Here is a 25,192-nt window from a genome sequence, read left to right as displayed (position 1 = left end):
CTGCGCGTCCTGCTCGGGGTCAGCGGGGGCATCGCCGCCTACAAGTCGGTGCTGCTCCTTCGTCTGCTGGCCGAGAGCGGGCACGACGTGCACGTGGTCCCGACGGCGTCCGCGCTCGAGTTCGTCGGGCGGCCCACCTGGGAGGCCCTCGCCGGGCACCGGGTGAGCACCGACGTCTGGACCAACGCCGCCGAGGTGGAGCACGTCCACCTCGGCCGGAGCATCGAGCTGGCCGTGATCGCACCGGCCACCGCCGATCTCCTCGCCCGCCTGGCGCACGGCCGGGCCGACGACCTCCTGACGGCCACGATGCTGACCGTCACCTGTCCGGTGCTCGTCGCCCCGGCGATGCACACCGAGATGTGGCGCCACCCCGCCACGCGCGCGAACGTCGCGCTGCTGCGCGAGCGTGGCATCCACGTGCTCGACCCGGACTCCGGCCGCCTCGCCGGGACCGACTCCGGTGAGGGACGCCTCCCGGAGCCCTCGGCCATCGCCGCCGCCGCGCTGGCGCTCGTCGGTGAGGGTGCCGTCGCGACGACGTCGTCCGCGCACCAGCCCGACCGCGAGGGCGCACACGACCTCGCCGGGGTCCGCGCCGTCGTCAGCGCCGGCGGCACGCGCGAGCCGCTCGACCCCGTCCGCTTCCTCGGCAACCGATCCTCCGGTCGCCAGGGCCTCGCGGTGGCCGACGCGCTCGCAGCCCGCGGCGCGGACGTCACGCTCGTGGCCGCCCACGTCGAGGTCCCGCTGGACGGCCCGTCCCGCGCGGGCGCGCCGGAGCACCGCGTCGTGCACGTGAGCACCGCGCTCGACCTCGAGCGCGCCATGACCGACCTCGCCCCCGCGTGCGACGTCGTCGTGATGGCCGCGGCCGTCGCCGACTACCGCCCCGCCACCGCGGGCGCCGCCAAGCTGAAGAAGTCGGGCGCGGACCTCACCCTCACGCTCGTCGAGAACCCCGACGTCCTCGCCGGGCTCGTCGGACGCCGACACCCGGGCCAGATCGTCGTCGGGTTCGCCGCCGAGACCGGCGACGCGCAGCGGGACGCCGCGGCCCACGGGCGCGCGAAGGCCGTGCGCAAGGGCGCCGACCTGCTGGCCGTCAACGTGGTGGGCGAGAGCGCCGGGTTCGGTGACGTCCCCAACGCGGTCGTCGTGCTCGACGCCGCGGGCGAGGAGGTCGGGCGCGCCGACGGCTCCAAGATCGACGTCGCCTGGGGCCTCGTGGACCTCATCGTGGGACGCCGGGGCCGCTGACTCCGGGTTGTCGGACCCCTGCACTACCCTCGATCGTTGTGACCACCCTGCGCAGCTTCACCTCCGAGTCCGTCACCGAGGGCCACCCCGACAAGGTGAGCGACCTCGTCTCCGACTCGATCCTCGACGCCCTGCTGGCCGCCGACCCCCACGCTCGCGTGGCCGTGGAGACGCTGGTCACGACCGGTCTGGTGCACGTCGCCGGGGAGATCAACACGACGGGCTACGTCGAGATGCCGGCTCTCGTCCGCGAGGTCATCTCCGGGATCGGCTACACCTCCTCCGAGGTCGGGTTCGACGGGTCCTCGTGCGGGGTGTCGCTGTCGATCGGGCAGCAGTCGCAGGAGATCGAGCAGGGCCTCACGGACTCGCTCGAGGTGCGCGACGGCGTCGCCGTGGACCCGTACGACGCCCAGGGCGCCGGTGACCAGGGACTGATGTTCGGCTACGCCGCCGACGAGACCCCCACGCTGATGCCGCTGCCCATCCACCTGGCGCACCGCCTCGCGGAGCGCCTCAGCGCCGTCCGCAAGAACGGTGTCGTCGAGGGCCTGCGCCCCGACGGCAAGACCCAGGTCACCATCGACTACGACGGCGACCGCCCGGCCGCGCTCGCGACGGTCGTGATCTCCGCCCAGCACTCGCCCGACCTCACCGAGGAGGCGCTGGCCGTGGCCCTGCGCGAGCACGTGCTCGCCCCGGTGCTAGCCGAGCACGTGCCCGACGGCGTCGACGTCGCGGGACTGCGCCTCCTGGTCAACCCGACCGGGGCGTTCACGCTCGGTGGTCCGATGGGCGACGCCGGCCTCACCGGCCGCAAGATCATCGTCGACACGTACGGCGGCATGGCCCGCCACGGCGGCGGCGCGTTCTCCGGCAAGGACCCCTCCAAGGTGGACCGCTCGGCCGCGTACGCGATGCGCTGGGTGGCCAAGAACGTCGTCGCCGCCGGGCTCGCGCGCCGGTGCGAGGTCCAGGTCGCCTACGCGATCGGCCGGGCGCACCCGGTCGGCGTGTACGTGGAGACGTTCGGGACCGAGGCCGACGGCGTCACGAACGAGGCGATCAGCGCCGCCATCTCGCAGACGTTCGACCTGCGCCCGGCCGCGATCATCGACGCGCTCGACCTGCTGCGGCCGATCTACGCGCAGACGTCCAACTACGGCCACTTCGGTCGCGAGCTGCCCGCGTTCACGTGGGAGCGCACCGACCGCGCCGACGCCCTGCGCGCCGCCGTCTGACCAGCACGCGCCCGTGACCACCACGCCGGGCCGCGCGGGGGCGGCGGACGCGGCGGGCCACGACGCGCTGTTCGGTGCACCCGTCGTGGCCGGTGTCGCGACGCCGTCCGGCGCACCCGCCGGTCGTCACGACCTGCCGGTGGCCGGGAGCCGGGTGGCGCAGATCGCCGTCGAGGTGCCGCTGCCGCACCTGGACCGCGCGTTCGACTACCTGGTGCCGGACGAGCTCGCCGGCGCCGACGGCCCGGACGACGTCGTGCCGGGGACCCGGGTGAAGGTCCGGTTCGCGGGTCGGGAGCGCGACGGCTGGGTGCTCGGCGTGCGCGACCTCGGCCCGGAGGACGTCGGCCGACGGCTCACCCCCGTGCGGCGTCTCGTCTCGCCCGTCGCGTCGCTGACGCCGGCGGTGCTGGCGCTGGCGCGCGCCGTCGCGGACCGGTACGCCGGGACGTTGACCGACGTGCTCCGGTTCGCGGTGCCGCCCCGGCACGCGCGAGCCGAGGCGGGCGTGCTGACGGCGCTGGCGAAGGCGGAGGCGGAGCCGCGATCGGTGGCGGAGACGCGATCGGTGGCGGACGGTGGACCCGAAGGCGGGACCGACGCCGGACCCGACGCCGGGACCGGTGGGGGCACCGAGCCCACGTCCGACCCCGACCCCCACCCCGGCCCCTGGGCCGACGTCCCCGGCGGCCCCGCCCTCCTGCGCCGCCTCCGCGGGGGCGAGGCGCCGCGAGCGGTGTGGACCGTCGTCGGCGGGCCGGCCGCGTGGCGCGAGGCGCTCGTGGTCGCCGCGCGCGAGGTGCGTGCGGCGGGCCGGGGCGTGCTGGTCGTCGTCCCTGACCTGCGCGACGTCGACGCGCTCGTGCCCTACCTGACCGATCACCTGGGCGAGGAGGTCGCCAGGCTCGTCGCGTCCGACGGGCCGTCCGTGCGCGCCCGGGCGCACCTGCGGGCGCTGACGGGGCTGGCGCGCGTCGTCGTCGGGACGCGGTCGGCGGCGTGGGCCCCCGTCGACGATCTCGGGCTCGTCGTCTGCTGGGACGACGGCGACGACTCGCTCGTCGAGCAGCGCTCGCCCTACCCGCACGCGGCCCAGGTGCTCGCGATGCGCGCGCTGCCCGAGCGGACCGCGGTGCTCATCGCGTCGCCGTCGCGCTCGGTCTGGTCGCAGCACCTCGTGGAGACGGGCTGGGCGGTCTCCCTCCGGGCCGATCGCGGGCTGCTGCGCGCACTCGCGCCGCGCGTCAGCGCCCCGGACGCCGAGGAGCTCGCGCGCTCCGGCCCCGGTGGTCACGCGCGCATCCCGACACCCGTGTGGGAGGCGGTGCGCGCCGGTCTCGCCATCGGACCCGTGCTCGTGCAGACGCCGCGCGCGGGATACCTGCCGCACCTCGCGTGCGGTCGCTGCCGCACGCCGGCGCGCTGCGCGGCCTGCGGCGGCACGCTGACGATGCCGGCGTCGGGACCGCCGGTGTGCGGTGCGTGCGGCACGGTCGCGGAGGACTGGCACTGCCCGGAGTGCGGCTCGTCGAGCCTGCGTGCGGTGCGCGTGGGGTCGATGCGGACCGCCGAGGAGCTGGGGCGGGCGTTCCCGCAGACCCCGGTGACCGCGAGCGAGTCCGGCCACGGGATCGTCGACGGCGTGGACGCCGCGCCCCGGATCGTCGTGGCCACGCCCGGTGCCGAACCCGAGGCCGAGGGCGGCTACGCGTGCGTCGTGCTGCTGGACGGCGCCCTGGCGACGTCGCTGCCCGGTCTGTCGGGGAGCGAGGAGGCGCTGCGGCGCTGGTTCGCGGCGGCGTGGCTCGCGCGCCCGGCGTCCGACGGCGGTCGCGTCGTCGTGGTCGGGGGCGGCACACCCGCCGTCGTGCAGGCGCTGGTGCGGTGGGACGCCGTCGGGCACGCGCAGCGGGAGCTGGCCGAACGCGCCGAGCTGCGGTTCCCGCCGTCGGCGCGCGTGGTGACCGTGACCGGATCGCTCGGGGCCGTGACGGACCTGCGCTCCGAGCTCCAGCCGTCGACCGGGGCCGAGGTGCTCGGACCGTTCCCGGTACCGCCCCCCGCGACGGGGCCCGGCGGGCGAGGGCGGGGCGCCACCGAGGAGGGCGAGGACGACGTCGTCGATCCCTCGCGGCTGCTGCTGCGCTCCTCGCTCGCCGACGGGGCGGCGCTCTCGCGCGCCGTGAAGGAGGCTCTCGGGGTCCGCAGCGCGCACAAGCGGGCGGGGTCGGTGCGCGTCGTCGTCGACCCGAGGGACCTGTGAGGATGGGCGGCGTGATCGACACCGTCGTGCTGGACCTCGGGCAGGTTCTCGTCTCGTGGGAGCCGTGGCGCGCCCATCCGGACCTGACGCGGCAGGAGTGGGACGCCGTCGCCGGGCGCATCGGTTTCCACGACCTGAACCTGCGCGCCGACGCCGGGGAGCGGTGGGCGGACCTCGAGATCGAGGTCGCCGCGCGGTGGCCGGGGACCGCCGGGTTCGTCGAGCAGTACGAGCGGGAGTTCGCCGCGACGCTGGTCGGACCCGTGGCGGGCATGCCCGAGCTCGTCGGGGAGCTGCGCGAGCGTGGCACCAGGCTGCTCGGACTGACGAACTGGTCGACCGAGACGTTCCCGCGCGGGGTCGCCGCGGTGCCCGCGATCGGCGAGCTCGAGGCCGTGGTGGTCTCCGGGGAGATCGGCCTGGTCAAGCCGGATCCCGCGATCTACGAGCACCTGGTCGCCACGCACGAGGTCGAGCCGGCACGGGCGCTCTTCGTCGACGACCGAGCCGAGAACGTCGAGGCGGCACGGGCGCTGGGCTTCCGGGGACACGTCTTCACGACGGCGACGGTGCTGCGGCGCGAGCTCGCGGTGCTGGATCTCGCGCACGCCTAGAATCGACACGGTGACCACCCCCCTGCGCGTGCTGTTCGCCGGCACCCCCGACGTCGCCGTCCCCACCCTGCAGGCCCTCGCGGCCAAGCACACCGTGGTGGCCGCGCTGACGCGTCCGCCCGCCCGCCGTTCGCGCCGCGGGAGCGAGGAGCCGTCGCCGGTGGCGCACGCGGCGCGAGAGCTCGGGATCGACGTCCTGGAGTGGCCGACGCTGCGCACCCCCGAGGCCGCGGAGGCGATCCGAGCGCTGGAGGTGGACGTCGCCGTCGTCGTCGCCTACGGCGCCCTCGTGCCCCCGGTGCTGCTGGACGTGCCCGTGCACGGCTGGATCAACCTGCACTTCTCGCTGCTCCCGGCGTGGCGCGGCGCGGCGCCGGTGCAGTGGGCGGTGCGCAGCGGCGACGAGGTCACCGGCGCGACCACGTTCCGGCTCACCGCGGGGCTCGACACGGGACCCGTCGTCGGGACGATGACCGAGATGGTGCGTCCGCGCGACACCAGCGGCGACCTGCTGGGGCGCCTGTCGGAGGCGGGGGTGCCGCTCGTGCTCGCGACCCTCGACGCGCTCGCCGACGGCTCCGCCTCGCCCACCGAGCAGCCGACCGACGGCGTCTCGCTGGCTCCCAAGGTCGAGGTGGCCGACGCGCAGGTGCCGTGGCATCTTCCCGCGCTCGCCGTCGACCGGTTCGTGCGGTCGATGACGCCGGCGCCCGGGGCGTGGACGGTGCTCGCGGGGATGCGGGTGAAGGTGGCGCCGGTGGCACTCGGTGCCGGTTCGGGTGCTGCGTCTGGTTCGGGAGCGTCTGGTTCGGACACCGACGTGCTCGCGCCCGGAGAGATCCGGGCCGGCCGGAAGGACGTGCTGGTGGGGACGGCGACGACGCCGGTCGTGCTGAGCGAGGTGGCGCCGGCGGGGAAGTCGTGGATGGCGGCGGCCGACTGGGCGCGCGGGGCGCGCCTGGACCAGGGTGCGGCGTTCGAGGGGGTCGACCGTGGCTGAGCGTTCGTCCGGTGGTGCCGCTGGTGCTGGTGCTGGTGGTGGTGCTGCGCGTGCCCCGCGCGGTCGCGTCGATCCGTCGCGCCAGGTCGCGTTCGACGTGCTGCGCGCCGTCGCGCAGTCGGACGCCTACGCGAATCTCGTGCTGCCTGGTCTGCTCGCCGATCGGGGGCTGACGGGGCGCGACGCCGGCTTCGCGACCGAGCTCGCCTACGGCACGCTGCGGCTGCGCGGCCGCTACGACGCGATCCTCGCCATGTGCTCGACCCGGAGCCTGAGCTCGGTGGACCCGGGTGTCCTCGATGCGCTGCGCCTCGGGGTCCACCAGGTGCTCGGCATGCGCGTCGCGCAGCACGCGGCGGTGTCCGAGACGGTGGATCTGGTGCGGGCGAACGTGGGCCAGGGCGCGGCGTCGTTCGCCAACGCGGTGATGCGTCAGGTGACGCGCGCCGACGCCGCCGAGTGGGAACGCCGCATGGCCGAGCGCACCAGTGACGCGACCGAGCTGCTCGGGCAGCGACTCGCGCACCCCGCCTGGATCGTGCGCGCGATGCGCGAGAGCCTGGCGCTGGACCCCGGGACGCCGTCGGGCGGGCTGGATGCGGAGCTGGTCGGGCTGCTCGAGGCCGACAACGCGGCCCCCGCCGTGACGCTCGTGGCGCGGCCCGGGCTGGTCTCCGAGCAGGAGCTGGAGCGCGCCGAGACCGAGGGTCTCATCGCCCCTGCCGGGCTCGCGCCGACGGCGTGGCGGCTCGCGGGCGGGAGCCCGGACACGATCGGGGCGGTCCGCAGTGGCCGCATGGGTGTCCAGGACGAGGGCAGCCAGCTGGTCGCGCTCGCGCTGGCGGCCGTGACGGTGACCGGTCGCGACGCCGTGTGGGCGGACCTGTGCGCCGGACCAGGGGGCAAGAGCGCCCTGCTCGGCGCCGTGCTGGCGCAGCGGACCGACGAGCTCGCGGCCGACGGCGTGCTGCAGCAGGGCAGCCGGCTGGTTGCCGGCGAGCTGCAGGAGCACCGGGTGGGCCTCGTCCGGCGGAGCGTCAAGGCGCTGCCGGAGGAGCTGGTCGACGTCGTGCAGTGGGACGGGCGGACGGTGGGGTCGCAGGAGCCCGGCACGTACGACCGGATCCTCGTCGATGCGCCGTGCACCGGGCTGGGGGCGCTGCGCCGTCGTCCCGAGGCGCGGTGGCGCCGCACGCCCGCCGACCTCAAGCCGCTCGCGCTGCTGCAGCGCGAGCTGCTCGACTCGGCCATCGAGGCCACGCGCACCGGGGGAGTGGTCGGGTACGTGACGTGCTCGCCGCACGTGGCCGAGACGCGCGCCGTGATCGACGCGGTGCTGCGGTCGCGTGCCGACGTCGAGGTGCTCGACGCCGCGGCGGCCGTCTCCGCGGTCGCGACCGACGAGGTCGTGGGGCTCGAGGGTCCGTACGCGCAGCTCTGGCCGCACCGGCACGGGACGGATGCGATGTTCCTGGCGCTGCTGCGGAGGCTCTGAGACCGGGTTCAGCGGGGGAGCTGCGAGAGGCGATCGGAGGCGTTGCGAAGGGCGTTGCGAGGGGCGCTCCACTCCGGTGCGTCGAACGCTGACGTAGCCTCGCCTGCGACTGTCCCCAGGACGAGTTTTCCTTGTCGTTGCAGCGAAATCTGTGGATGTAGGTTCTGTTCCAGCCCTGGCGCTCTCGTACGTCTGTTCGATAGAATCGACGCATGGCGAACCAGCGGCGGGGCGAGTGCGAGGCGGTCCTGGAGGACTGTCTCGACTCCCTCGCGCACGCGGACACCTCGCTCACCTCCGCCCTGGCGGGCGCTGATCTGAGCGACGCCGTCGAGCTCGCCGAAAAGGTGGAGCAGCTCGCCCGTCTCGTGCACCGCCTGCAGGTGCGTGCCGCGGGAGCGGTCGAGGCGGAGTCGCCGGCTTCGCGACGGAGCGACCCGCCGCCGGAGGCGCCGTTCCGACGGGGGTGCGACCTGCTGCGCACGCGGCTGCGCATCTCGGGGCGCGAGGCGAGCCGCCGGATCCGGGCGGCGTCGGCCGTGCTGCCGCGACGCGCGTTGAGCGGAGATCCGCTGGCGCCGGTGGCACCGGTGCTGTCGGCACGCATCGGGCTGGCCGATGGCGGGGAGCCGGGCGGCGACGGCTCCGTCTTGGACGACCTCGCCGTGGCCCCCGGACCCGAGAACGTCGAGGTCGTCCTGCGCACCCTCGAGGAGGCCCGGGCGGTGGCGGACCCCGCGGTCGTCTGCGACGTGGAGCGCACCCTCGTGGGGTACGCCGAGACGTTCGACCCGGACACGATGAGGCGGGTGGCCCGGAGGCTGCTGTCGCTGCTGGATCCCGACGGCGTCGAGCCCTCCGAACGTGACGCCGCCTCCCGGCAGGGCGTGAAGGTCGGCGCGACGTGGCACGGGCTCACCCACCTGGACGTCTGGGCCGACGCCGTCCAGACCGAGGTGCTGATGACCGTGTTCGACACGGGGACCAACCCGCGCGCCGCCGCACCGGTGGTCGTGCGCGACGCTGGCAGCAGCAGCAGCAGCAGCAGCAGCAGCAGCGGGAGCGGGAGCAGCTGCAGTAGCGGCGGCAGCAGCAGCGGGAGCGGGAGCAGCTGCAGTAGCGGCGGCAGCAGCAGCGGTGACGCTGACGCTCTCGGTGACGGAGGGCGCGCCGATCCGGACGGCGGCGAGACTCCCACCGCCGGTGCCGGCGAGACGTCGCTGACGCTCCTACCGCCCGACGGCGCGCCGCACGCAGCACCGATCGACGACAGGTCGCGCCCGCAGCGCATGCTCGACGCGCTCGTCACCGCGTGCCAGGCGGCGCTCCGGACGGCGGGGCTCCCGTCCGTCGGGGGTCTGCCGCCCCAGCTCCTCGTGACGGTCGGGATCGGCGACCTGCAGGCAGCGACGCTGCAGCCTCGCCGGACCGGGCCACCTGGATCATCCGACCCGCCTGCTACGACGACGCGGAGCGCTCGCGCACCATCGGTCGACGGACGCACGGGCCGGGGCCGGCTGCCGCACGCGGGCCCGGTCCCGGTGTCGTTGCTGCGCCGGCTCGCGTGCGATGCCGACATCATCCCGATAGTCATGGGAGGGGAGAGCGAGATCCTGGACGTCGGACGCGCCAGGCGGCTGGTCCCGGCCGCGATGCGTCGTGCCCTGATCGCCCGCGATGGAGGATGTCTGTTCCCGGGGTGCACCATCCCGTCCACCTGGACGGAGGGACACCACGTCGTGCCCTGGTCCCACGGCGGGCCGACCTCGATCGACAACACGGCCATGCTGTGTTCGGCCCACCACCACGCCGTCCACTCGGGACGGTGGGTGATCGAGGCGGATCCGCGGTGGGTCACGGCGAAGGGTTCCGCAGCCGCAGCCGCCACCGGGGGTGCAAATGGACCGGTGCTGTCGCGTCTCGAGGCGGTCCGTCCGTTCCGGGTGACGGCGCCGTGGGCCGCTCTCGGTCGGCAGACGTGGAACGCCTATCCGGTCGGTGCGTGACGGTGAACGTCCCGTCCTGTCCCCAGTCCCGGCGGGGGTGGCGGGCGAGGGGTGGCGGGGGAAGGGTGGCGGTCGGGGGTGGGGTGCGAGGGGTGGCGACGCTCGTGGCCCCGCTAGGCTCCGAGAGTGGGAATCCGAATCACGCCGAGCATCCTGAACTCCGACGTCTCCGACCTGAGGGGCGAGCTCGCGAAGATCGCGGGCGCCGACTGGGCGCACGTGGACGTCATGGACAACCACTTCGTGCCGAACCTGACGTGGGGGCTGCCCGTCGTCGAGGCGATCCTCCCCGTGAGCCCGGTGCCGCTCGACGTCCACCTGATGATCACCGACGCCGACCGCTGGGCTCCCGCCTACGCCGAGGCCGGGGCGCAGTCGGTGACGTTCCACGCCGAGGCGGCCGCGGCGCCGATCCGCCTCGCGCGCGAGATCCGCAAGCAGGGCGCGCGCGCGGGGATGGCGCTGCGTCCGGCGTCGTCGGTCGAGCCGTACCTCGAGCTGCTCCCCGAGATCGACATGCTGCTCATCATGACCGTCGAGCCCGGGTTCGGCGGTCAGAGCTTCCTCGACTCGATGCTCCCCAAGATCCGGGCCGCGCGAGCGGCGGCGGACGAGCGCGAGCTGGACCTCTGGATCCAGGTCGACGGCGGCATCTCGCGCCAGACGATCGAGCGCGCCGCGGAGGCGGGGGCCGACACCTTCGTCGCCGGGTCCGCCGTCTACAAGGCCGAGGACGCCGCCGCCGAGGTCGAGGCGCTGCGGGCGCTGGCCGAGGCCGCGCACCGCCACTGAGGCCGCGCCACAACTGAGGCCGCGCCACCGGGACGTCGCACGGCCAAGGGGGCCGCGCCACCCGGGGAGGCCGCGCCGCCATCACGGACGCCACGCCACCCGGAGGCCGCACCGCCACCCTGGCCGCGGGGCCGCCACCGAGGCCACCCGAACAGCTACAGGCGCGCCACCACGGCCCGCGCGAACCGTTCCACGACGTCCGGCACCAGGTGCAGGTTGAACGTCGGCTCGAAGAGCTCGGCCTCGAGCAGCACGAGGCCGTGCTCGGCACTGCGCACGGTGTCGATGCGGGCGTACAGCGGCGTCGCCAGCCCGGTCACGGCCGCCGTCGCGGCCATGACGGACGCGGCGAACGCGACCTCGTCGTCGTCGGTCGCGACGACCTGCGGCGACTCCTGGTAGACGCCCCCGATGAACCCGCCCCCGCGCTCGAGCAGAGCGCCCTTGGCGATCGCGTGGGTGAGCTCGCCGTCGACGAGGTAGAGCGCCTTCTCGGCGCCCCGGGACAGCTCAGGCAGCTCGGGCTGCACCATCACGGTCACCCCTCGGCCCAGGATGCGGCCGACGAGCTCCGTGGCGGCGTCGGAGTCGGCCCGCACGAGCGCCGTGTCGTGGGCCCCGGCGGAGACCGACGGCTTCACGACCACCCAGCCGTCGCCGTACGCCCCGAGAGCGGCGGCGCCGTCCTGCACCGTGGTGACGTACGTCGTGGGGACGACACCCACACCGGCGTCGGCGAGCTCGCCGAGGTAGCGCTTGTCCAGGTTCCACCGGACGAGAGCCGGCTCGTTCAGCACGCGGGTGCGGCGCGCGACGTCGTCGAACCACGCCTCGAACTCCGCCACCCGCACCGGGTAGTCCCACGGGGTCCGCAGGACGAGCAGGTCGAAGGAGTCCCAGTCGGTGTCGGGCGAGTGCCACACGACGGGCTCCGCCTCGACACCGAGCGCGGTCAGCGCCGGGACGAGGCGCGGGGTGTCGACGTCGGGGTCCTCGATCGAGTACCGGTCCGTGACCACGATCCCCACGCGCGCCATGTCTGCTCCCACCCTCGTCGGCACCGGCCCGTTCGGCCGGGCGTTCCTGTGACGAGGACGGTATGCGAGACGGGGACGTCGGGTACGACGCGTCCACCGCCGCGGCGCTATCCTGGGACCAGAACACACACGTGCTCCGGGGTCGGTGAAAGTCCGAGCCGGCGGTGACAGTCCGCGACCCGCACCTAAGACAGGGCAAGCCCTGGATCGGATGCGGTTGACCTGGTGGAACTCCAGGACCGACGGTGAAAGTCCGGATGGGAGGAACACGAGGTGCGTCGGCGCTCGACCGCACCCTGCGGTCGCCGCGGCGACGCGCTCTGCTGGTGCGCACCCGCGCGCCCGTCTCCCCGGAACGCAGCGACGCGACCGGGAGGAGACAGCGATGACGGCCACCGAACCTGACGAGCCACGCCATGGTGACGTCGCGGGCACCCGCTCCCACCTGGACGCCCGCCGCGGCCCACGCCGCAGCACGCACGGCAGTCCGGCGCTGAGTCTCCTTCCTGCCGCCGTCCTGGCGGTCGTCCTCCTGACCGCGTGGACCTGGGGTGCCGGACGGCTGGGACCGGTGCTCCTGCCGACGCCGGGCGCCGTGCTGCAGGCCCTGACGGAGCTCGCCGCGACGGGCGACCTGTGGCCCGCCGTCGTCGCCACCGGCGGGGTGGCGGCCCAGGGCGCCCTGCTCGCCGTCGTCATCGCCGTCCCGCTCGCGTGGCTGATCGTGCACTCGCGCCACGCGTCGGCGGCGCTCGAGCCCTACCTGGCGGCCTCGCAGGCCATCCCGGCCGTCGCGATCGCGCCCCTCCTGGTGCTCTGGTTCGGCTACGGACCCGGCACCACGGCGCTGCTCGCCGCCCTCCTGGTGTTCTTCCCGATCGTGATCACGACGGCGCTCGGTCTTCGAGGTCTCGACCCGGAGGTGCTGGCAGCGGCGCGCGTGGACGGTGCCGGTCGCTGGCGGCTCCTGCGCCACATCGAGACCCCGCTCGCCCTGCCGCAGTTCCTCGCGGGCCTCCGCGCCGGCGTCGCGCTGGCGATGACGGGTGCCGTCGTGGGGGAGTTCGTCATCGGCGGTCAGGGTCTCGGCCAGCTCCTCGAGTCGCAGCGCACCCGCAACGACACCGCCGGCCTGTTCGCGACCCTCGTCGTCCTCACGCTCACGTCCATGACGGCCTACGGGATCGTGCGCCTGCTCGAGCAGCGCGCCCTCCGCCTGACCGAGCGCTGAGCCGTCGACCTCACCCACCACCGATCTGACCCACCACCACCTCACCCACCACCGATCTGACCCACCACCACCTCACCCACCACCGATCTGACCCACCACCACCTCACCCACCACAGACCTCGCGATCCACCCACTCCACGCACCACCCACTCCACGGAGCACCCATGACCCGCACCCGCACGTGCCGCGACACCGCCACCACCTCGCGGCGCACCCGCCGTGCCAGCCGCACGAGGGCCGTCCTCGCCCTCACCGCAGCCACCGCGCTGCTCGCCGTCGCCGCGTGCACCCCGGCGCAGGACGGCACCGACCCTGGCGGCACGAGCGACGGCGGCACGAGCGACGGCGATTCGTCCGGCGCCGGCACCACCCCCGTCACCCTCGGCCTCACCTACGTCCCGGACATCCAGTTCGCGCCGTTCTACGTCGCCGAGGCCAACGGCTACTACGACGAGGCCGGGTTCGACGTCGAGCTGCGCCACCACGGCGTCAACGAGGGCCTCTTCACCGCGATCGAGCAGGGGGCCGAGGACCTCGTCGTCGCCAGCGGGGACGAGGTCCTGACCGAGCGCGCGACCGGCGGCGACCTCGCCCAGATCGCGACGCTCTACCAGCGCTCCCCGGTGGCCCTCCTCGTACCGGAGGACTCCGCCGTCGAGACGCCGGACGACCTCGCCGGTCTCACGATCGGCGTGCCGGGCGAGTACGGCGCCACGTGGCTCGGGCTGCTCACGCTGCTCGACGGCGCCGGTCTGTCCACGGCCGACGTCACCGTGCAGTCGATCGGCTTCACGCAGACCACGGCCCTGCTGAACGGTGACGTCGACGCGGTCATGGGCTACGTCAACGGCGACGCCGTCCGGCTCGCGGCCGCCGGGATGCCGGTCAGGGCGCTCGAACCCGGGGCGCTGGTGAGCGTCGGCGTCGCGCTGCCCGACACCTCCTCGCTCACCCCCGAGCAGCAGGAGGCGTTCGTCACGGCGACGCTCCGCGGCGTCGAGGACACGATCGCCGACCCCGAGGCAGCGGTCGAGATCGCGGCCGACGTCATCCCGGGCATGACCAGCGCCGCGCGGACCGATGCGCTCGCCGTCCTGGAGGCCACCGTCCCGCTCCTGTCGAGCACGGGAACGACCGATCCGGCGCAGTGGGACGCCATGGCCGAGGCCATGCTCGCCGCAGGGATGATCGAGGCCGTACCCGACGGCGGCTACCGCAACGCGGGTGAGGGCGCGAGCTGAGCCACCCGTCGAGGACTGGGCCGAGCGCCCGAACCGGGAGCACGAGCCGAGGACACGGGTCCTGACCGCCGGGTCCGCCGGACGCGGTCCGGGGCCGAACCCTGGACCGCCAGGGGCCGTCCGGCACCGCCCCGGTACCCTGGGACCGTGAAGACGTTCGATTCCCTGTTCGCCGAGCTCTCGGAGAAGGCCGCCACGCGCCCCGAGGGTTCCGGCACCGTCGCCGAGCTCGACGCCGGCGTCCACTTCATCGGCAAGAAGCTCGTGGAGGAGGCCGCCGAGTCCTGGATGGCCGCCGAGTTCCAGAGCGACGAGGACGCGGCGGAGGAGCTCTCCCAGCTGCTCTACCACGTGCAGGTGATGATGATCGCGAAGGGTCTGTCGCTGCAGGACGTCTACCGACATCTCTGACGGATCGCCCGTCCTGTCACCTCGTCCCAGAAAGTCGTGAGATCCGTGTTCCGTATCGCCGTCCCGAACAAGGGCTCGCTCAGCGAGCCCGCCACCACCATGCTGACCGAGGCGGGCTATCGCCAGCGCCGTGACTCCCGCGAGCTCGTGCTCACCGACGCCGAGAACGAGGTCGAGTTCTTCTTCCTCCGTCCGCGCGACATCGCCGTGTACGTCGGATCGGGCACGGTCGACGCCGGCATCACCGGTCGCGACCTGCTGATCGACTCGGGTGTCGAGGCCATCGAGCACCGCGCCCTCGGGTTCGCCCGCTCCAGCTTCCACTTCGCCGCCCCGCCGACGGCGATCTCCGCCGTCGAGGACCTCCAGGACCGGCGCATCGCCACGTCCTACAAGGTCCTGGTCGAGCGTCACCTGGCCGAGCGCGGCATCACCGCCGAGGTCATCCGGCTCGACGGCGCGATCGAGTCCACGGTCCAGCTGGGTGTCGCCGACGCCGTCGCCGACGTCGTCGAGACCGGCTCCACGCTGCGCGCGGCGGGCCTGGCGACCTTCGGCGACCAGATCCTCAGCTCCGAGGCGGTCCTCATCCGTCCCCTCGGTGACCCGCGCCCCGGGTTCGAGACGCTGGACCGTCGCGTCGCCGGCGTCCTGACCGCGCGCGAGTACGTGCTGATGGACTACGACATCCCGGTGGACCGTGTGGCGCGCGCCGTCGAGGTCTCGCCCGGCCTCGAGTCGCCCACCGTCTCGCCCCTGCACGACCGGGGTTGGGCAGCCGTGCGGGTCATGGTTCCGCGCCGCGCGAGCCACCGGATCATGGACGAGCTGTACGAGATCGGCGCCCGCGCCATCCTCGTCACGCAGATCCACGCGACGAGGCTCTGAGGATCGCCGCCCCCGTGCCGACCGATCGCAGCGCCGACGGTTCCGAGCGGCCCGGACGTCCGTCCTCGGCCCTGGCCCCCTTCGAGCCACGCGGCGCGAAGGTGGTCGCCGCGGTGCTCTCCGGCGTCGTGCTGGTCGGTCTCGTGGCCCTGTTCACGTTCGTCCGCCCCAACGCGGCCACCCGCCTGGGGGCGGGCGACTACGCCGTCGTGCTCGGCTTCTGCGGTGTCCTGTGGGGCATCCTGTGGCGCCAGGCGACGGTGCGGGCCCTCCCCGACGCCGAGGGCCTCGTCGTCCGCAACCTGCTCACCACGCGTCGGCTCGCGTGGGCCGAGATCGTCTCGGTCCGCTACTCCGCCGACCGCGCGTGGGCGCAGCTCGACCTGTCCGACGGCGACGAGCTCGCCGTCATGGCCATCCAGCGGGCCGACGGCGCCCGCTCCACGACCGAGGCCCGCCGACTGGCCGCACTCGTCGACCGCTACGGCACCGCCCCCGACGGCGACCCGCAGCGCTGAGAGGAACACCATGACCACGTCCCGCACGAGCGAGAAGATCAGCACCGGCCCCGCCGACGACGGCAATCCGGCGACGGACGGGACCGGGGACGACGTCCCGACCGTCTCGCGCTTCGCCCGGGAGCCGGGCGACCTGCCGACCGACCTCGCCAGCGACGTCGCCGACGCCCTGACCGCCCTCCCGACCGGCTGGGACCTGTCGCGCCCCGACGGCGAGGATCCCGCCGTCCTCGCGAGCCTCACCGCCCTGCTGCGCGACCACGAGGAGCACGGCCGCGGCTGGCCGGGCGCCGACGAGGCGGTCGTCGCAGCCGAGGTCGGGCCGGAGGCCGAGCGGACGCGTGCCAACGTCGTGCTCGTCGACGGCGACGGCGCCGTCCGCGCGTGGGGGAGCGTGCACGACCGCGCCGGTGGCCGGATGCTGCTGATCCACGTCGTCGCGCGCGACCTCGTGCCCGACGTCGCCGATGCCGCCTCGCGCGTGCTCGTGGCGTGGGCCGTGGCCCAGGCGGCGACGGTGGGCCGCGCCCGCGGGCTGACGGTGCAGCAGATCGACACCGGGGCGTTCGCCGCCGACGAGCGCCAGCACGCCTGGCTCGGCGGCTCCGGCTTCCAGCTCGCCCGCACGTGGTGGCAGATGTCTCGCGCCGCGAGCCCCGAGGACGCGGCGCTCGTCCCCGACCCCACGTCGTGGGAACGTCGCGGCGTCCGGTTCCGCCTCGTGCGCCGCGAGGGTGACGGGCTGCCGCACCCGGGCGACCTGCGCGACGTGCACGCCGTCCTGGAGAGCGCGTTCGCCGACCACTTCAACTCGTGGGAGGAGACCTTCGAGGAGTTCCTCCACCGGCTGCGCGAGGACCCCGGCCACCGCTGGGACCACTGGTGGCTGGCCGAGCTGATCGACGACGGCGAGGCCCGCCCGGTCGGCGCCCTGGTCGCCACCGTCTCCGAGAGCGGTCAGGGCTCCACCGATCCCGACGGCTCCTACGTCTCCTACCTCGGCGTGCTCGAGGCGGCGCGGGGCCGCGGGGTGGCCAAGGGCCTGCTGCACTCGGTGGCGGCGGACGCCGTCGCCCGCGGACGCGACCGGGTCGCGCTCGAGGTCGACGCCGACTCGCCCACGGGCGCCGACGGCCTCTACCGCGCCCTGGGCTGGGAGCTGCGCTACACGACGCAGTCCTGGCACCGGGACGTCCCCGTCGGCTGAGGGACCCTCAGCCCACGCTCGCGGCGTGGCTCCCGCGCCACGCGCGAACCGTGCGCACCGCGTCGATCGGCACCGCACCGTAGACGTGCGGGAACCGCTCACCCGTCTGGTCGGCGCTCCCCGGCTCCGCCACGACGGCGACCCCGGCGGCCGCGAGCGCGTCGGCGTCGATCTCCAGCAGCACCAGCGCACCGTCGCCGAGATCGTCGTAGAACGCCTCGGCGACCCGGTCGACCTGGTCCGCGCGGGACGCGTGCACGAAGCCGACCTCCTCGAGCCCCGCCGCGCGGGTCGAGCGCGAGTAGGCACCGCGCTCGACGGCGTCGGCCCACTCCTGCGCGAGCGCGACGTGCCAGACGGTTCCGGTCACGGGCGCCAGCAGCCGGGTCGCCCAGCGTCCGGCGGCGGCCGCGGCGAGGAACGGCGTCGCGTCGACGGCGAGCCCGCGCCCCATGGTCGAGAGCCGCACGGGCGAGGTGGCCAGCGCCTCCAGCAGGCCGGCCAACGCCTGCGGCACGTACCGGTGCGGCGTGTGCGGCGCGGTGATCCCGCGGGCCGCCGCGGCGACGTCGTCCTCCAGGCCGGTGCTCCACCCGGCCACGTCCACCCCGAGCGCCCGGGGCACGACGACGTCGCTCGCGCTCAGTGCGACCCGGCCGTAGGCGGTGAGGCTGTGGTGGGAGACGCCGCGGTGCCGCCCGCGCTCGTCGGCGTCCGAGACGCGCAGCGAGGCGATGCCGCGCCCTCCGAGCACCCCGACCGCGTTCAGGACCTCACCCGCGGCGACGCCCGAGAAGCCCCACCGCGTCCCCGTCCCGAGGTTCCCGGGGCCCTGGGCCACGACGACCGCGTCGACCCCGAGCACGTGACGCGCCGCGAGCAGCCCGGAGTGGACCGTGACGGCCTCCAGGTCGCCGCCGAACGCCTGGCCGACCGTGATGGACGCCTCCAGCCAGCCGGCCTCGCGCAGCTGCGCCAGCGACCGCGAGAACCAGGCGGGCAGCGCTCCGCCGTCGGTCATCAGGTAGGCGACCCGGGGCGCGGGGCGACCGGCGGCCTCCGCCTCGGCGCGCATCCCGGCCAGGACGGCCGGCAGCGCCGAGTGCAGGTCCGCCACGACGACGGGCATCCCGCCCAGGTCGTCGGCGTCGGCCAGCACGGCGTGCGAGTCGGACTCCTGCTCGTCCACGCCGAGCACCATCGGCTGCAGCGGCGTGTACCGCGCCTTGACGAGGTGCCCGGGGGAGGGCGGCGGGTCGGCGGGCAGGGCGTCGGGGACGGCCGCCACCAGGGCGTAGCCGCCCGTCCCGAGCCCGCGCGCCAGCGCCGAGCACGTGAGGCTGACGCGGTCACCGACCCCGGGCGTGCCCACCAGCTCGGTGTAGGCCAGGGCCCGCACGCTCGTGCCGGGGGCCACGCGGGCCGGTTCGACGGGTCCGGAGGTGATCTCCACCTGCAGCTCCTGCGCCCCCCGCCACGACGTTCCGGTCGAGGTCACCACGCCGTCGCGCCAGATGATCATGGGCACCATCATGCCGCGCACTACGCTGGTGGTGATGTCCACATCGGTGACGCCGGCTGAACGGCTACTCGACCTCGTCATCGCGTTGACCCACACCGAGCACCGGATGACGAAGGCGGACGTCCGGGCCACGGTGAACGGCTACTCGCAGGCGAGCAACGACGACGCGTTCGAGCGCATGTTCGAGCGCGACAAGGTGACCCTGCGCGAGCTCGGCATCCCGCTGGTCACGCTGACCGACGACGCCCACGGCGACGACATCGGCTACCGCATCGACCTGGACGGCTACGACCTGCCGCGGGTCGACCTCAGCCCGGCCGAGATCGGCGTCCTGAGCGTCGCCGCGCAGGTGTGGGACGGCGCCCACCTCGACCTGCCCGCGCGGCGGGCCCTGACGAAGCTGCGCGCGGTGTCCCCGGCGGCCTCGGGCGAGCTCAGCGGCCACGTGCTGCGGATCCCGCCGCCGTCGGCCACGTTCGACCCTCTCCTGAGTGCGATCGCGTCGCGCGCCGTCGTCACGTTCGGGTACCGCGGCGCGACGTCGAGCGCGCCGGCGCAGCGCCGCGTCGAGCCGTGGCAGCTCGTGGTCCGTGACGGCGCCTGGTACGTGCTGGGGCACGACCTCGTGCGCGACGCCGAGCGCATGTTCCGCCTCACGCGCATCACCGGCGCGGTGAAGGTCGGTGCGCGCGGCGGTGCGACGCACCCGCGCGTGACCGGCACCGGGGGTGGGCTCGGCGCGACGTCGCGCGCCTCCGGCAGCATCGGCAGAACCGTCGGCGACGACGGCGCCGCTGACGTCGCGCGCGTCGCCGTCCGGCCCGAGCGGGCCGGGGAGGTCCGCCTGCGCGCCCTCGCGGCGACGCCGGGTGAGGCGGCGTGGAGCGGCTGGGACGTGCTCGAGCTCGCCGTCGGGAACGCGGACGACCTCGCGGGTCTGCTCGCGGGGCACACGGACGCCGTCGTCGTCCTCGAACCGCCGCACCTGCGCGAGGCGGTCGTGACGCGGCTGCGCGCCGCCGCGGGGCTGGCGACGGTCGGCACCGCGACGACCGGCACCGAGACCGACCCTGTCTCCGAGCCTGCGACCGACCCGGCGACAGGCGACATCCAATCGTCCGCACCAACCACGGGGGAGGCCGGCCGTGGCTGAGTCGACGTCCGAGCGTCTCGCGCGCCTGCTGGCGATGGTGGCCTACCTCGCCGACCGGGACGACGTCCCCGTCGCCGAGCTCGCGGCGCACTTCGGCGTGCCGCAGGCCCAGATCATGCGGGACGTCGACACGCTGTGGGTCTCGGGAACGCCCGGCTACCAGCCCGACGACCTGCTCGACTTCTCGGCTGACTCCTACGACGCGCAGCGGATCACGCTCACCAACGCGCGCGGCATGGACCGCCCGCTGCGGCTCGGTCCGGGCGAGGCCGTCGCGCTCATCGTGGCGCTGCGGGCCCTGGCGAACCTGCCGGGGATGGGGGCCGATCCGGCCGTCGCCTCGGCGCTGGCGAAGCTGACGGCCGCGGCCGGCGACGCCGCCGAGGCCGCGGAGGCCGTCGCCCTGGAGACCGCCGACCCCGCCCTGGACGCCCACGTCTCGCGCGTGCTCGGCACCGCCCGCGCCGCGCTGGCCGAGGGCGAGCGCGTGCACCTGCGCTACACCAGCGCGTCCGACGCCACCACCGAGCGCGACGTCGACCCGCTCGAGCTGCTGAGCGACGGCGAGGCCTGGTTCCTGCGCGGCTGGTGCCTGCTGTCCGACGCCGTGCGGCACTTCCGCCTGGACCGCGTCGCCGCGATCACCCGCACCGGGCAGGACGCCGTGCCCCACGAGGTCGCCTCGACGTCCGGTCGGGTGCGTCCGGAGCAGACCCTGCTGCAGGCCCGCCTCGAGCTCACCCCGCGGAGCCGCTGGGTGGCGGAGCGGTTCGGCGGTGAGATCCTTGCGGAGCGCGACGGCGCCATCCTGGTGGCGCTCGACGTCGCCGACGAGGCCTGGCTCGCCCGGCTCGTGCTCGATCTCGGACCCGACGTCCTCGGGCTCGAACCGCGAGGTCTGGCCGAGTCGATCGCCGCTCGCGCCGCAGCGGCCCTGGCCGCGTACGAGGAGGTGGGCTGATGCCCTGGTGGTTGGTGTGGGTCGTGCTGGTTGTCCTGGCGCTGGCGGTGCTGGCGTGGATCGGGTTCCGGCTGTACCGGTCCTTCCGCGCCCTGCTCGCCGAGGTGCGCCTCGCGCAGGGGGTCCTCGAACGGCTCGAGACCCGGCTGGCCGAGCTCGAGGAGGTCGCCGAGGCGACCTCGGCCATCGCTCCCGAGATCACGGCGAGCGACGAGCGCCGCGCCGAGCTGCGCGAGGTGCGTGCCGGTGTGAGCGCCGTCCGACGCGCGCGCAAGCAGGCCCGCTACGACCGCGTCAGCGCGCGCTGGGCGGGGATCACCGGTGGGTCAACCACCACCGTGTCGCCGTCGCCCGAGGGCGAACCCCGGCCGTGACCCGCATCGGCCTGCTCGTGAACCCCGCCGCCGGTCGCGGTCGTGCGGCCACGGCGGGTCCGATCGCGCTGGCCGAGCTGCGGGCCGCGGGGCACGACGTCGTCGACCTCACCGAACCCGACGTCACCAGCGCCCGACGGCGCGCCGCCGCCTTCCTGCGCGAGCAGCCGGCCGACGCCGCGCGGGAGCGGCGCGGCCCCTCCACCGTCCTGGTCGGCGTCGGTGGCGACGGCGTCGCGAACCTCGCCGTGAACGCGATCCTCGCGCACGCCCCGCACGTGGCCTTCGGCCTCGTCCCCGCCGGGACCGGCAACGACACCGCGCGCAGCCTCGGCCTCCCGCGTGGAGACCCGGTGGCCGCCGTCGCCCGACTCCTGGGTGCGCTGACGCGCGAGCCCCGCCGCGTCGACGTCGGCGAGATCACGGCGGTGCGCCCGAGCGACGATCCCGTCGCACCGGGGGAGGAGCCCGGGGACGGCGAGCCCGTCGCGCGTCGCTACTTCGTCAACGTCCTCAGCGCCGGGATCGACGCCGCCGTCAACGGCCGCGCCAACCGGATCGGGTGGCCGAAGGGCTCCTCGCGCTACGTCGTCGCGCTGGCGGCCGAGCTGGTCGGGTTCCACGGTTTCGACGTGCGCGTGGTCGCCGACGGCCGCGACCTCGGGCCCGCGGGCACCCTGGTCGCCGTCGCGAACTCGCGCTCGATCGGCGGCGGCATGGCGATCGCGCCCGACGCGGACTGGAGCGACGGGCTGTTCGACGTCGTCACCGCCCCGACCATGCCTCGCCGCACGCTGCTGCACCTCTTCCCGCGCGTGTACGGCGGGACCCACGTGACGCACCCGGTGGTCCAGGTGGTGCGCGCGCGCGAGGTGCTCCTGCTGCCCGGCGGCACAGACCTCACCGGCCGCACCGACCGCCGTCGCGGCCCGGCCCCCGCACCGCTCGTGCACGCCGACGGCGAACCCGTCGGGGACGTGCCGCTGCGCCTGCGACTCGTGGCGGAGGCTCTGCGGGTGCTCGCCTAGGCTGGAGGTATGACCTCTCCGGCCGAGCGGTACGCGGCCTCCCGCCGTCGGGCCAAGCAGATCTCAGCGATGGGGCCCCTCGCCCAGGCGCTGGAGGACTTCGAGCGCGAGCTCGACTTCCCGCTCGACGAGTTCCAGAGCGTCGCGTGCCGTCACCTCGCCTCGAACGAGGACGTGCTCGTGGCCGCCCCGACCGGCGCCGGCAAGACGATCGTGGGGGAGTGCGCCGTCCACCTCGCGCTCGCATCGGGCCGCAAGGCGTTCTACACGACGCCGATCAAGGCCCTGTCGAACCAGAAGTACCTCGACCTCGCACGCGTGCACGGTGCCGACAGGGTCGGGCTGCTGACGGGTGACGTGTCGATCAACTCCGAGGCGCCCGTGGTCGTGATGACGACCGAGGTGCTGCGCAACATGATCTACGCGGGCTCCAGCACGCTGGACGACCTCGGCTACGTCGTCATGGACGAGGTGCACTACCTCGCCGACGCGTTCCGCGGACCGGTGTGGGAGGAGGTAATCCTCCTGCTCGCCCCGACGGTCCGGCTCGTCTCGCTCTCGGCCACGGTCTCGAACGCCGAGGAGTTCGGCCAGTGGCTGACCGAGGTGCGGGGGACGACGGCGGTCGTCGTCTCCGAGCACCGCCCCGTCCCGCTGTGGCAGCACATGATGGTCCGGCACGAGGTCATCGACCTCTACACGACCCGCTCGCACGACCTCGGCGACACCCTCGGGGCCGGCGCGAAGGACACGAGCGCCGTCCTCAACCCCGACCTGGTGGAGGCCGTGCGGCGGGCCGAGCGCAGCAGCGCCGGACCCGCCCCCGGGGGCTACGGGAGAGGCGGCTCCGGCGGCCGGGGCGGTCGCGGCGGACGCGACGGTGGTCGCGGCGGGCGTGCGGGCAAGCCGCAGGGCGGTGGCCGCGGCGGCACCGTGCGCCCCCCGCGGCGCGACACCGTGATCGAGCGGCTCGACGCCGCCTCGCTGCTGCCCGCGATCGTGTTCGTGTTCTCGCGCATGGGGTGCGAGGCCGCCGTCGACCAGGTCGTCGCGTCCGGCATCCGGCTGACCACGCAGGCCGAGCAGAAGCGCATCGGGGAGATCCTGGAGGCGACCTCGGTCCGCATCCCCGCCGAGGACCTCGACGCCGTCGGGTTCTCCTCGTTCGCGGTCGCCGCGATGCGGGGCGTCGCCGCGCACCACGCGGGCCTCCTCCCCGCGTTCAAGGAGGCGGTCGAGGCGCTGTTCGCCGGCGGGCTGGTCAAGGTCGTGTTCGCGACCGAGACGCTCGCGCTCGGCGTCAACATGCCCGCACGGTCCGTGGTGCTCGAACGGCTCGTGAAGTGGGACGGGCGCGAGCACGTCGACGTGACCCCCGGGCAGTACACGCAGCTCACGGGGCGCGCCGGACGGCGAGGGATCGACGTGGAGGGCCACGCCGTCGTGCTGTACGCCTCCGGCGTCGACCCCAACGCCGTCGCCGGCCTCGCCTCCCGGCGCACCTACCCGCTGCGCTCGAGCTTCAAGCCGACGTACAACATGGCCGTCAACCTGCTCACGAACGCCCCGTACGGGCGGGTGCGCGACATCCTGGAGCAGTCGTTCGCGCAGTTCCAGGCCGACCGGTCGGTGGTCGGTCTGGCGCGCCAGGCGAGCCGCAGCGCCGAGGCGCTCGCCGGCTACCGCGCCTCGATGGCGTGCGACCGGGGCGACATCGACTCCTACCTCGAGCTGCGCCGGCAGCTGTCCGACGTCGAGGCCGACGGCGAGCGCGAGCGGTCCCGGGCACGGAGACGCGCCGTCGCGGACTCGCTCGACAACCTGCGGATCGGTGACGTGCTGGAGATCTCGCGCGGCCGTCGGTCGGCGTGGGCCGTGGTGGTCGACCCCGGCACGTCGGGCTTCGACGGACCGCGACCGGAGGTCCTGGACGAGGAGCGCCGCGTGCGCACCCTGACGGCGCACGACGCCCCGCAGGGCGTACGGGTCGCGGGCCGGGTCAAGGTCCCGCGCGACTTCAACGCGCGTGACCCCCGGGCCCGTCGCGATCTCGCCGCCAGCCTGCGCAACGCGCTGACCAGCGGGTTCTCGGGTGCCGCGAGACCGCGGGCCGACGCCGTCGACCACGACGCGGAGGGACGCGACGGCGGCACGGAGACGAGCATCGCGCGGCTCCGCGCGGCGCTGCGCTCCCACCCGTGCCACGCGTGCCCCGACCGCGAGGACCACCTGCGGTGGGCGCGCCGCGCCGAGGGGCTGCAGGCCGACCACGACCGTCTGACGGCGCGGATCGCGAGCCGGACGGCGTCGATCGCGCGCGACTTCGACCGCGTGTGCGAGGTGCTGCTGCAGCTGGGGTACCTGGACCGCGAGGGGGACAGGACCACGGTGACTGACCGGGGTCGCTGGCTGCGACGGCTGTACGCCGAGCGCGACCTCGTGCTGGCACAGTGCCTGGGATCGGGCGCGTGGGACGGGCTGGACGCGGCCGAGCTGGCCGCCGTCGTCACCACGATCGTCTACTCCTCCCGCGGCGACGACGAGGGCGGCCCGAGCGTCGTGCACGGCGTCGGGACGCGACTGAGCCAGGCGCTCGACGCGACGGCGCGGGCCGCGTCCGAGGTCGAGGCGCTCGAGCGCGAGGCCGGTCTGACACCGGCACCGTCGATCGACACGGGCTTCGTCAGGCTCGCGCACCTGTGGGCGCGCGGGTCGAGCCTCAGCGACGTCCTGAGCGCCGGGGACATGGCCGCCGGCGACTTCGTGCGCTGGTGCAAGCAGGCGCTCGACGTGCTGGACCAGCTGACCAACGCGGCGCCGTCGCCCGCGCTGCGGGCACGGGCCCGTGAGGCGATGACGCTGGTGCGCCGCGGCGTCGTGGCCCAGGAGCTCGTGTGAGTACGCAGGACGATCGGGAGAGTGCGTTGATCAGCAGCAGTACGGGTACCAG

General features: G+C 74.8%; 21 protein-coding genes, 1 pseudogene and 1 riboswitch. Of the genes and pseudogenes, 19 read left to right on the top strand and 3 right to left on the bottom strand.

Going from position 1 to position 25,192, the window contains the following annotated elements; all coding sequences use genetic code 11:
• The 8 genes from coaBC (at position 1) to rpe (ending at position 10,671) form a co-directional block, all read left to right on the top strand.
• Positions 1 to 1,260, top strand: coding sequence for a bifunctional phosphopantothenoylcysteine decarboxylase/phosphopantothenate--cysteine ligase CoaBC (coaBC, locus tag SERN_RS11550; RefSeq protein ID WP_135850543.1), 1,260 nt, complete (start codon positions 1 to 3; stop codon positions 1,258 to 1,260).
• 32 nt (positions 1,261 to 1,292) lie between these two features.
• Positions 1,293 to 2,501 (top strand): methionine adenosyltransferase, encoded by a 1,209-nt coding sequence (gene metK / locus SERN_RS11545; protein ID WP_408640874.1) that lies wholly within the window; start codon positions 1,293 to 1,295, stop codon positions 2,499 to 2,501.
• 13 nt (positions 2,502 to 2,514) lie between these two features.
• Positions 2,515 to 4,764 (top strand): primosomal protein N' family DNA-binding protein, encoded by a 2,250-nt coding sequence (locus SERN_RS11540; protein ID WP_135850253.1) that lies wholly within the window; start codon positions 2,515 to 2,517, stop codon positions 4,762 to 4,764.
• Between the two features lie 11 nt (positions 4,765 to 4,775).
• Positions 4,776 to 5,378, top strand: coding sequence for an HAD family hydrolase (locus tag SERN_RS11535; protein ID WP_233251641.1), 603 nt, complete (start codon positions 4,776 to 4,778; stop codon positions 5,376 to 5,378).
• Positions 5,379 to 5,400: 22 nt separating this feature from the next.
• The gene (locus SERN_RS11530; protein WP_135850542.1) at positions 5,401 to 6,378 is read left to right on the top strand and encodes a methionyl-tRNA formyltransferase; all 978 of its coding nucleotides are present in this window, start codon (positions 5,401 to 5,403) and stop codon (positions 6,376 to 6,378) included.
• The gene (locus SERN_RS11525; RefSeq protein ID WP_233251640.1) at positions 6,371 to 7,873 is read left to right on the top strand and encodes an RsmB/NOP family class I SAM-dependent RNA methyltransferase; all 1,503 of its coding nucleotides are present in this window, start codon (positions 6,371 to 6,373) and stop codon (positions 7,871 to 7,873) included. Before SERN_RS11530 ends, SERN_RS11525 begins: the two co-directional genes overlap by 8 nt.
• Positions 7,874 to 8,085: 212 nt before the next feature.
• Positions 8,086 to 9,879, top strand: coding sequence for an HNH endonuclease signature motif containing protein (locus tag SERN_RS11520; RefSeq protein ID WP_135850250.1), 1,794 nt, complete (start codon positions 8,086 to 8,088; stop codon positions 9,877 to 9,879).
• Positions 9,880 to 10,005: 126 nt separating this feature from the next.
• Positions 10,006 to 10,671, top strand: coding sequence for a ribulose-phosphate 3-epimerase (gene rpe, locus SERN_RS11515; RefSeq protein WP_135850249.1), 666 nt, complete (start codon positions 10,006 to 10,008; stop codon positions 10,669 to 10,671).
• Positions 10,672 to 10,826: 155 nt separating this feature from the next.
• Here rpe and SERN_RS11510 read toward each other — a convergent pair whose 3' ends face one another.
• Positions 10,827 to 11,708, bottom strand: a complete 882-nt coding sequence (locus SERN_RS11510; RefSeq protein WP_135850248.1) for an ATP-grasp domain-containing protein — start codon at positions 11,706 to 11,708, stop codon at positions 10,827 to 10,829.
• Positions 11,709 to 11,836: 128 nt separating this feature from the next.
• Positions 11,837 to 11,981, top strand: a riboswitch (FMN riboswitch).
• A gap of 112 nt (positions 11,982 to 12,093) precedes the next feature.
• Between SERN_RS11510 and SERN_RS11505 the strand changes: the two genes are divergently transcribed.
• The 6 genes from SERN_RS11505 (at position 12,094) to SERN_RS11480 (ending at position 17,204) form a co-directional block, all read left to right on the top strand.
• Positions 12,094 to 12,939 (top strand): ABC transporter permease, encoded by an 846-nt coding sequence (locus tag SERN_RS11505; protein ID WP_135850247.1) that lies wholly within the window; start codon positions 12,094 to 12,096, stop codon positions 12,937 to 12,939.
• A gap of 164 nt (positions 12,940 to 13,103) precedes the next feature.
• Positions 13,104 to 14,180 (top strand): ABC transporter substrate-binding protein, encoded by a 1,077-nt coding sequence (locus tag SERN_RS11500; RefSeq protein ID WP_135850246.1) that lies wholly within the window; start codon positions 13,104 to 13,106, stop codon positions 14,178 to 14,180.
• Between the two features lie 147 nt (positions 14,181 to 14,327).
• Positions 14,328 to 14,591 (top strand): phosphoribosyl-ATP diphosphatase, encoded by a 264-nt coding sequence (locus SERN_RS11495; protein ID WP_135850245.1) that lies wholly within the window; start codon positions 14,328 to 14,330, stop codon positions 14,589 to 14,591.
• A gap of 45 nt (positions 14,592 to 14,636) precedes the next feature.
• A complete protein-coding gene (hisG, locus tag SERN_RS11490; protein WP_135850244.1) occupies positions 14,637 to 15,479 on the top strand; it encodes an ATP phosphoribosyltransferase in 843 nt (280 codons plus the stop codon).
• Between the two features lie 14 nt (positions 15,480 to 15,493).
• The gene (locus tag SERN_RS11485; protein ID WP_233251639.1) at positions 15,494 to 15,997 is read left to right on the top strand and encodes a PH domain-containing protein; all 504 of its coding nucleotides are present in this window, start codon (positions 15,494 to 15,496) and stop codon (positions 15,995 to 15,997) included.
• A gap of 10 nt (positions 15,998 to 16,007) precedes the next feature.
• Positions 16,008 to 17,204, top strand: coding sequence for a GNAT family N-acetyltransferase (locus SERN_RS11480; protein WP_233251638.1), 1,197 nt, complete (start codon positions 16,008 to 16,010; stop codon positions 17,202 to 17,204).
• A 7-nt stretch (positions 17,205 to 17,211) separates the two neighbouring features.
• On the opposite strand, the gene SERN_RS15845 is transcribed toward SERN_RS11480, so the two are convergent.
• Positions 17,212 to 17,574: a DUF952 domain-containing protein gene (locus tag SERN_RS15845; protein WP_233251684.1), complete on the bottom strand. Its 363-nt coding sequence runs from the start codon at positions 17,572 to 17,574 to the stop codon at positions 17,212 to 17,214.
• A 3-nt stretch (positions 17,575 to 17,577) separates the two neighbouring features.
• Positions 17,578 to 18,726: pseudogene (locus tag SERN_RS11475) on the bottom strand (DUF3866 family protein); the annotation flags it as partial.
• 34 nt (positions 18,727 to 18,760) lie between these two features.
• Between SERN_RS11475 and SERN_RS11470 the strand changes: the two are divergent.
• From SERN_RS11470 to SERN_RS11450, 5 genes are read left to right on the top strand one after another with little or no spacing between them, the layout of a single operon-like run.
• A complete protein-coding gene (locus SERN_RS11470; protein WP_233251637.1) occupies positions 18,761 to 19,879 on the top strand; it encodes a helix-turn-helix transcriptional regulator in 1,119 nt (372 codons plus the stop codon).
• Positions 19,872 to 20,840, top strand: coding sequence for a helix-turn-helix transcriptional regulator (locus tag SERN_RS11465; RefSeq protein ID WP_135850242.1), 969 nt, complete (start codon positions 19,872 to 19,874; stop codon positions 20,838 to 20,840). The genes SERN_RS11470 and SERN_RS11465 overlap by 8 nt, the downstream gene beginning before the upstream one ends.
• Positions 20,840 to 21,214: a hypothetical protein gene (locus SERN_RS11460; RefSeq protein WP_135850241.1), complete on the top strand. Its 375-nt coding sequence runs from the start codon at positions 20,840 to 20,842 to the stop codon at positions 21,212 to 21,214. The genes SERN_RS11465 and SERN_RS11460 overlap by 1 nt, the downstream gene beginning before the upstream one ends.
• Positions 21,211 to 22,242: a diacylglycerol/lipid kinase family protein gene (locus SERN_RS11455; RefSeq protein ID WP_135850240.1), complete on the top strand. Its 1,032-nt coding sequence runs from the start codon at positions 21,211 to 21,213 to the stop codon at positions 22,240 to 22,242. Before SERN_RS11460 ends, SERN_RS11455 begins: the two co-directional genes overlap by 4 nt.
• Positions 22,243 to 22,251: 9 nt before the next feature.
• Entirely contained in the window at positions 22,252 to 25,140 is a 2,889-nt protein-coding gene (locus SERN_RS11450) for a DEAD/DEAH box helicase (protein WP_135850239.1), read from the top strand.
• Positions 25,141 to 25,192: the final 52 nt, after the last annotated feature.

Source organism: Serinibacter arcticus (assembly GCF_004786095.1).
Classification (GTDB): domain Bacteria; phylum Actinomycetota; class Actinomycetes; order Actinomycetales; family Beutenbergiaceae; genus Litorihabitans; species Litorihabitans arcticus.
This window is presented reverse-complemented; position numbering and strand designations above follow the sequence as displayed.

What these genes read in the sequence shown, in the direction of transcription:
- SERN_RS11505 (WP_135850247.1), top strand. Translation starts at nt 12,094, where the DNA reads ATGACGGCCACCGAACCTGACGAGCCACGCCATGGTGACGTCGCGGGC.
- SERN_RS11450 (WP_135850239.1), top strand. Translation starts at nt 22,252, where the DNA reads ATGACCTCTCCGGCCGAGCGGTACGCGGCCTCCCGCCGTCGGGCCAAG.
- SERN_RS11480 (WP_233251638.1), top strand. Translation starts at nt 16,008, where the DNA reads ATGACCACGTCCCGCACGAGCGAGAAGATCAGCACCGGCCCCGCCGAC.
- SERN_RS11470 (WP_233251637.1), top strand. Translation starts at nt 18,761, where the DNA reads ATGTCCACATCGGTGACGCCGGCTGAACGGCTACTCGACCTCGTCATC.
- SERN_RS11520 (WP_135850250.1), top strand. Translation starts at nt 8,086, where the DNA reads ATGGCGAACCAGCGGCGGGGCGAGTGCGAGGCGGTCCTGGAGGACTGT.
- SERN_RS11500 (WP_135850246.1), top strand. Translation starts at nt 13,104, where the DNA reads ATGACCCGCACCCGCACGTGCCGCGACACCGCCACCACCTCGCGGCGC.
- SERN_RS11510 (WP_135850248.1), bottom strand. Translation starts at nt 11,708, where the DNA reads ATGGCGCGCGTGGGGATCGTGGTCACGGACCGGTACTCGATCGAGGAC.
- SERN_RS11460 (WP_135850241.1), top strand. Translation starts at nt 20,840, where the DNA reads ATGCCCTGGTGGTTGGTGTGGGTCGTGCTGGTTGTCCTGGCGCTGGCG.